Genomic DNA, 7,799 nt, shown 5'->3' with positions numbered 1-7,799 from the left:
GAAGGATCTCCATTCCACTACGTTTCAGTCGAGATGACGGCCTTTTTAAACAAAAAAAGCGTTCAGATATAAAAATCTGGACGCTTTTTTTACTATATAATTGATCGTCATTACGAGGAGGAACGACGAAGCAATCTAACAACGATTGCTATTAATCTGCGTAATAGATTGCTTCGTCGGCTGAAAAAGCCTTCTCGCAATGATGGTTTAAAGTATTATATCGTATCCATATCAATTACGAAACGGTATTTCACATCACTGTTCAGTACGCGTTCATAAGCTTCGTTTACATAATTGATGTTAATCACCTCCACATCCGAAACAATATCGTGTGCGGCACAGAAATCAAGCATTTCCTGTGTTTCTTCAATCCCACCAATGCTCGAAGCGGTTAAAACACGGTTACCGTGCATTAAACCAGAGCCCGGAAATTTAATCGGCTCTGCAGGTATCCCCACACAGATATGTACTCCATTTACATTCAACAATTTGAAATACATTTCATAATCGTGCGGTGCAGATACCGAATCGATAATAAAATCGAAATGTTTGGCGTATTGTTTTAACTGTTCAGGGTCTTTGGTAATGACGAAGTTATGTGCGCCTAAATTTCTGGCATCGGCTTCTTTTGAAGGCGAAGTACTTAAAACTGTTACTTCGGCACCAAAGGCAACTGCAAATTTAACAGCCATGTGGCCTAAACCACCTAAACCTAAAACCGCAACTTTATGTCCTTTTGTAATTCCCCAACGTTTGATGGGCGAATAAGTGGTAATACCGGCGCATAATAAAGGAGCAACACCTGCCAAAGGCAATTTATCTGAAACATGTACCACAAATTCTTCGGTACAAACAATTTTGTTCGAATAACCACCGTAAGTTGGTGTAGTTTTATCGCGCTCTACACTGTTGTAGGTCCAAACAGTTTCTCCTTTTTCGCAAAATTGCTGCTGACCGCCCCTACAGGTCGGGCATTCTTTACAGCTATCAACCATACAGCCGATACCTGCCAGCTCGCCTACTTTAAACTTGGTAACCTGCGAGCCAACTTCGGTAATGCGGCCAACAATTTCATGTCCTGGCACCATCGGATACCTTGCCGGTCCCCATTCGCTCCTTACCTGGTGGATATCAGAATGGCATATACCGCTAAATAAAATTTCAATTAATACATCTTTCGGTCCAACGTTCCTTCTATCGAAATTCCATGGAGCCAATTTATCGGTTTGGCTGTGAACAGCGTATCCTTTTGCAGCTATCATATATATTTAAATTTTGTTCAAAGCTAGAAGATTAAGTACTACGCTTTGTCAGCGCGGGTTCATTTCGGCAGGTGCCATATTGTTGCAATTACAAACTTATCAGGTTTTGAAAACCTGATAGGTCTAAACTAATTTATAGTCCTCGTTTGTAACGAGGATTATCGAAAGGTGCATTTATAATGCGCATAAAATAGATTTCTTACCGCGATAAAAGTTGCTAACGCTCGTTTCTAACGAGTGTTGAATAATTTATCGTTTATAAAACGATAGAATCGTATAACTATTTATGCACTCGTTTGGAAACGAACGCAGGCGTAAAATCAATTCTACGCAGATCCCGCAGGCTTTAAAAACCTGCGAGGTCTAAACTAATTTTAGGCCAACACCTTATCTGGCGTAATCGGTAAGGTTCTGATCCTTTTCCCTGTAGCATTAAAAACTGCATTAGCTACTGCCGCAGAAAAACCGATCAACGCAATTTCGCCCATTCCTTTTGCGCCCATCGGGTTAATATAAGGATCGGGCTTATTGATAAAGTTCACATCCACTTCGGGTACATCGGCATTTACCGGAACATGGTAATCGGCAAAGTTGTTGTTGATGTAGCGTCCATAACGGTGATCGATAACCGATTCTTCAGTTAAGGCCATACCAATGCCACCAACAGCACCTCCCAGCATCTGGCTCCGGGCCGTTTTCGGACTCACAATAGTACCCGAATCGCCTACAGAAACGATTTTACTCACTTTTACCACACCGGTTAACGCATGAACCTTTACCTGCACAAAGTGGATCGAAAAAGAATACATCGAATAATTATCCTTTTCTTTTCCGCCCTGACTCTCTTTTGTAACCTCTATAGCAGGTAGGTTATTCTTTTTTAATACCTCAACAAAACTAGCGGTTGTGTCCATATTTGAATTTGCTGCGAGCTCGGCAATGGCCGATTTTAAGGCTACACAAACATCATTTACAGCCGATCCAACGGTAGATAAAGTTGCCGAACCACCCTGACTTGGCGCAGGAGGCAAAAAAGAATCGCCCAATTCGAAAGTAATTTTATTTACCGGGATTTTCATCAGTTTATTGGCGATTAAAGTCATACCGGTACCCGTTCCAGGGCCAATATCGCTTGTTGCACTCTGTAAAAGCAAAGATCCATCGGCCTTTAAAACACCCTTAACACTGGCCTTCCCCCTGTTGGCATTAAATACGCCAACACTTACACCATAACCGGTTTGCCACGGTCCTTCAACGAGGCTGCCCGGTTTGTTTTTCCGGTTATTCCAGCCTATTTTTTCAGCACCAATTTTATAGGCTTCTTTGATATTTTTGCTAGAAAAAGGTTTATTTTTCTGTTGATCGGCTTCAGGGTCGTTCTTGATCCTGAAATCGAGTGGGTCCATATCTAAAGCATGCGCCATTTCATCGATAGCACTTTCTAAAGCAAAAGCTCCTGTAGCCTCCCCGGGGCCGCGCATCCAGATCGGTACACCAAGATCAACTGGTACAATGGCATAAGAAGTATTTACATTATCACATTGATACATAAACTTCGCCATATTCACCACACCTTCGGTAAAGTTCTCATAAGTAGAGGTTTCGCCATAAGCACGGTGTGTAATACCGGTTAATTTACCATCCTTATCTGCTCCCAAACCTATTGTTTGTATTGCTGCTGGCCTATTGCCTACCATAGTAAACATCTGTGCCCGCGTAATCACCACTTTTACCGGTTTACCAATATGTTTAGAAGCCATTACAGTTGCAATTTCCAATGGCCAGGTACGTAAAGCCATACCGAAGCCACCGCCAACAAATTCCGAGTTTACCTGTATATTTTCAACCGGGATTTTAAAAACATTAGCAATGGTACCCTGGGTTGATTTTACACCCTGGGTTTTCGCATAAACGGTAACCTGGTTATTCGGACGCCAATCGGCAATAATGCCGTGCAGCTCCATTGGGTTATGCGTTTCTATGGGCAAAAAATAACGCTCTTCGAGTTTTACTTCTGCTGTTTTATAGGCATTTTCTATACCACGTTTATAATCGGCCTGCCCTTGTAGTTTCTTTGCTTTTGGATCTTTTAAAGCCTTGGCAAAATCCGTATTGAATTCTTCTTTCGCATAAGTTGCTTTTACCAGCGAAGCAGCATAAGTTGCCCTTTCGAAAGTATTAGCCACCACAATAGCAATTGGCTGTCCGTTGTAAAAGATTTTATCAGTATAAAAAATCTTCATTTGCGGACCACCTTCCTGCTCGTAAGCAGTTGCAGACGGTTTATTTAAATGCGAAACCACAGCAATTACCCCCGGTGCATTTTCCGCTGCTTTGGTATCCAATCCGGTAATTTTCCCTTTGGTGATGGTACTGGTTACCAATACACCATAAGTTAAGCCAGGAAGTTCGTATTCTGCAAAATATTTAGCCTGCCCGGTAACTTTTAAAATCCCATCTACACGGTCTGTATCTTCTTTTAACATGCGTTTTTCCATAACTAAGCTTTCGATTTTGCAAGATTCAACGCCTCGATAATTGTATTGGGAGCCAGTTTAAGCTTAAAATTGTTTTCGCCAAAACCCTTGGCACCCGTCATGGCTAATTCTGCCGCCTGTTCGAAATTCGATAAAGTAGCTTCTTTTCCCTTAAGGAAATTTTCGGATGCCGTTAAACGCCATGGTTTATGCGCCACACCGCCCATAGCTAAACGGATATCGGTAATTTTATTGTTATTGATCTCAAACGCTGCTGCTACCGAAACCAGTGCAAAAGCATAGGAGGCACGATCGCGTACTTTTAAATAATGGTAGTTTTTGGCAAGATGATTCACAGGGATTTCCACGCGGATAATCATTTCATCTGCCTTTAGGTTATTGTCTAGCTGAGGCGTATCTCCTACCAGGCGATGAAAATCTTTAAAAGCCATTTTACGCTCGCCTTTGCTATTGGCCAACACCACTTCAGCATCTAAAGCAGTTAGGGCTACACACATATCGCTTGGGTGTACGGCAATGCATTTTTCGGAAGTACCGAAAATGGCGTGCATTCGGTTAAAACCTTCCATTGCACCACAACCTGTACCGGGCTGGCGTTTATTGCATGGCATTTCGGTATCATAAAAATAACCACAACGCGTGCGCTGCATCATATTCCCGCCAACAGTAGCTACATTCCGTAACTGTGCCGATGCACCTGCCTGTAAAGCCCACGAAAGCAGTGGCAGTTTTTCTTTGATCAAAGCATGATCTGCAACTGCGGTATTGGTAGCCAAAGCACCAATGTGGATTTTATTTCCAATCTGTTCGATCTGTTTTAGAGGAACATGGTTAATATCAATCAGTTTATCGGGTGCGGTAACCCCTCTCTTCATCAGGTCGATCAGATTGGTGCCACCGGCCAAAAATTTTGCATTTTTATCTTTTAGCAATAAAGCAATGGCCGATTTGGCCGAGGTTGTTCTCAAATATTGAAAATTGATCATACCGTTGCGCCCCCTTCCTTTACATCCACAATGGCATCAACAATATTGGGGTAAGCACCACATCTACAGATGTTTCCGCTCATATACTCGCTGATTTCGGCCCTCGAGCTGGTATGCCCTTCACGGATGCAGGCCACAGCCGACATGATCTGTCCGGATGTGCAATAACCACATTGAAAACCATCATGTTTAATAAATGCGGCTTGCATCGGATGTAATGTATCTCCATCGGCCAAACCTTCTATCGTGGTAATTTTCTTTCCTTCGTTCATCACCGCTAGGCTTAAACACGAATTTACCCTCTGTCCATCAACATGCACGGTGCAGGCACCGCACTGACCGTGGTCGCAACCTTTTTTGGTTCCGGTTAAATGCAACTCTTCGCGCAGGTAATCCAAAAGGGTTACCCTCGGCTCAACTGATGCTTTATATGCTTTATTATTTACGGTAAGGTTTAGCGGGATTTTCTCGAAAAGTTCGGCAAAACGTTCATCGGCGTTATTTTCGGCTGCTTTAACTGCAATCCCCGGTGTAAGGGCAATGGCCGTAATTACGGAACTTTTTTTAAGGAAATCGCGTCTGCTATCGCCCTGATTCGGCTTTTGATCAGAAGGTTTCATATTTGGATGTGATTAGCTTTAGGATGTTCTTCTAAGTTCGTCATTCCGGCGTTCAAATGGTAGTAAATCAGAAATTTAGAATTGTTCTACAGAGTAATATTTCAGATAACTTATTGAAAATAAATCATTAACAAAATAATTTCCAGAATGTTCATCCAATTTATATTTTTATAAAATGGACAATGTAAAACCACTACCCGATTTATCTGCTGAAGAACAACGCGTTTTAGGCGCTTTAATAGAAAAAAGCCGCACTACGCCCGATTATTATCCGATGACTTTAAACAGCTTAACAGCTGCCTGTAATCAAAAAAGCTCGAGAAATCCGGTGGTAAATTACGATGAGGAAACCATTACCCTTACTTTAAATCAGCTTAAAATAAAAGGCCTGATCTCAACCGCTACAGGAGGATCGAGCCGTGCCACAAAATATAAACACAACCTGGCGATAGCTTACCCGTTATTACCTTCAGAACTGGCCATTATCTGTCTTTTACTTTTACGCGGACCATTAACCCCTGGAGAAATCAACAGCAACTCGGGCCGTTTATACGAATTTGAAAGCATTGAAGAAGTGCAGGAGCAGCTTCAAAAACTATCGGATGATGAACCTGCTTTTGTAAAGCAACTGGCTAAAAAAGCCGGACAGAAAGAAGCCCGTTTTGTTCACCTTTTGGGCGAGCAGGCAGAAATCGCCAACGAAACAGAAACTGAAACCATTGCAGCACCAGCTTTTGATGCCACCGAACTGGAAAACCGTATCGAAAAACTGGAATTAGAAGTAGAGGAACTGAAAGAACTGGTGAATTTGTTGATGGATAAGTAGGTTCAATAGTCATTGGGCATTGGTTTATTGGTTTACCACCCTAAACAAACTCCGTCATTGCGATGAGGCTTTTTCAGCCGAGAGCCTGTCCCGATTTCGGGAAAGCAATCTTAAAACGATCGCTACCTCGCGTTCGCATTAAGATTGCTTCGTGCCTCGCAATGATGACCCTTTTCTTCCGTGCCTCCGTGGCAAAAAAATAAAAAAGGTCTTAGCGAGACGCTAAGACCAGTAAATCACTTTAATCTTTAAACCTAATTAGGCTTCGTACTTTTTAAAAATCGTACTTGCAGTATGTCCACCGAAACCAAAAGTGTTATTTAAAACATAATTGATTTCTTTTTTAATCGGTTCGCCCAGTATAATATTTAATCCTTTCGGAATATTTTCGTCAAGGTTTTTTGTATTAATGGTTGGAGGAATCACATTATCCCTGATCGAAAGTACACTGATCAAGCTTTCAATGGCACCTGCAGCACCCAATAAGTGTCCTGTCATCGATTTTGTAGCACCGATTACTACTGGCAAGCCATTAAAAACAGCGTTGATACCATTCAATTCACTTAAATCACCCAAACCGGTTGAAGTAGCGTGTGCGTTGATGTAATCTATTTTATCAGCAGTGATATTAGCGTCTTTCAGTGCATTTTTCATACCTAACGTAGCACCGATACCGTCCGGAGGTGTTCCGGTTAAGTGATAGGCATCAGCCGCCATTCCACCACCAATAATTTCAGCATAAATATGTGCGCCACGCTGTAAAGCATGTTCCAGTTCTTCCAAAACCAAAGCTCCGGCACCTTCGCTCATTACGAAACCATCTCTATCTTTATCAAAAGGCTTTGAAGCCCCCTGTGGATCAGCATTATTTTTAGATAAAGCCTGTGCAGCATTAAACCCACCAACCGATGATTTGGTTAAAGCAGCTTCCGAGCCTCCGGCAATCATTACACTTGCTTTTCCTAAACGGATGGTATCAAATGCATTGATAATTGCAGTGTTTGATGAGGCACAGGCCGAAACCGTGCAATAATTTGGTCCGCGTAGTTTATGACGGATAGAAATAGCTCCGGCAGCAATATCAACGATCATTTTCGGAATGAAATAAGGATTGAACCTTGGTGTTCCGTCTCCGGCATGAAACTCTTCCAACTGCGATTCAAAAGTACCGATACCACCGTTTCCGGTTGCCCAGATCACCCCAACTTCTGCAAGTTGGTCATCATTCATCGCAGTGAAGTCCAATCCGGCATCTTTTATTGCCTGATCACTCGAGCCGATTGCATACTGCGTAAAAAGATCGTACTTTTTAATTTCTTTTTTCTCCAGGTATTCTTCAGGATTAAAATCCTTTACTTCACCTGCAAATTGCGTTTTAAATTTGCTTGAATCAAATTTTGTAATGGGGCCAATGCCACTTTTACCAGCTAAAATCTGTTGCCAAAATTGCTCAACAGTATTGCCAAGCGGGGTTATAGCACCTAAACCTGTAACTACTACTCTTTTCATTTTATTTTTTTTAGTCACTAAGCCCAAATGATCAGCCCATGTAATATGGCCGATCATTTGGGTTTTTTACACTTATTGCCGCGAAAGTAAGCATTCCT

Annotated in this window: 6 protein-coding genes; 1 reads left to right on the top strand and 5 read right to left on the bottom strand. The window is 42.1% G+C overall.

Annotated elements, in window-relative coordinates; all coding sequences use genetic code 11:
- Positions 1-215 precede the first annotated feature (215 nt).
- The 4 genes from B2V92_RS08730 to B2V92_RS08715 all read right to left on the bottom strand — a co-directional run bounded on the left by B2V92_RS08730 (position 216) and on the right by B2V92_RS08715 (position 5,366).
- Positions 216-1,262: an NAD(P)-dependent alcohol dehydrogenase gene (locus tag B2V92_RS08730; RefSeq protein WP_293306936.1), complete on the bottom strand. Its 1,047-nt coding sequence runs from the start codon at positions 1,260-1,262 to the stop codon at positions 216-218.
- 374 nt (positions 1,263-1,636) lie between these two features.
- Positions 1,637-3,760, bottom strand: a complete 2,124-nt coding sequence (locus tag B2V92_RS08725) for a xanthine dehydrogenase family protein molybdopterin-binding subunit (RefSeq protein WP_293306935.1) — start codon at positions 3,758-3,760, stop codon at positions 1,637-1,639.
- 2 nt (positions 3,761-3,762) lie between these two features.
- Complete coding sequence (locus B2V92_RS08720) at positions 3,763-4,728, bottom strand: FAD binding domain-containing protein (RefSeq protein WP_293306933.1); 966 nt, start codon at positions 4,726-4,728, stop codon at positions 3,763-3,765.
- 14 nt (positions 4,729-4,742) lie between these two features.
- Positions 4,743-5,366, bottom strand: coding sequence for a (2Fe-2S)-binding protein (locus B2V92_RS08715; protein WP_293306931.1), 624 nt, complete (start codon positions 5,364-5,366; stop codon positions 4,743-4,745).
- Positions 5,367-5,541: 175 nt separating this feature from the next.
- On the opposite strand from B2V92_RS08715, the gene B2V92_RS08710 reads away from it, so the two are divergent.
- A complete protein-coding gene (locus tag B2V92_RS08710) occupies positions 5,542-6,192 on the top strand; it encodes a YceH family protein (RefSeq protein WP_293306929.1) in 651 nt (216 codons plus the stop codon).
- Between the two features lie 258 nt (positions 6,193-6,450).
- On the opposite strand, the gene fabF is transcribed toward B2V92_RS08710, so the two are convergent.
- On the bottom strand, positions 6,451-7,701 hold the full coding sequence (gene fabF / locus B2V92_RS08705; protein ID WP_293306927.1) for a beta-ketoacyl-ACP synthase II: 1,251 nt from the start codon (positions 7,699-7,701) through the stop codon (positions 6,451-6,453).
- Between the last annotated feature and the right edge of the window lie 98 nt (positions 7,702-7,799).

The organism is Pedobacter sp. UBA5917, from assembly GCF_002432345.1.
GTDB lineage: Bacteria > Bacteroidota > Bacteroidia > Sphingobacteriales > Sphingobacteriaceae > Pedobacter.
Note: the sequence above shows the minus strand (reverse complement) of the source record. Positions and strands in the feature narration are given on the sequence as shown.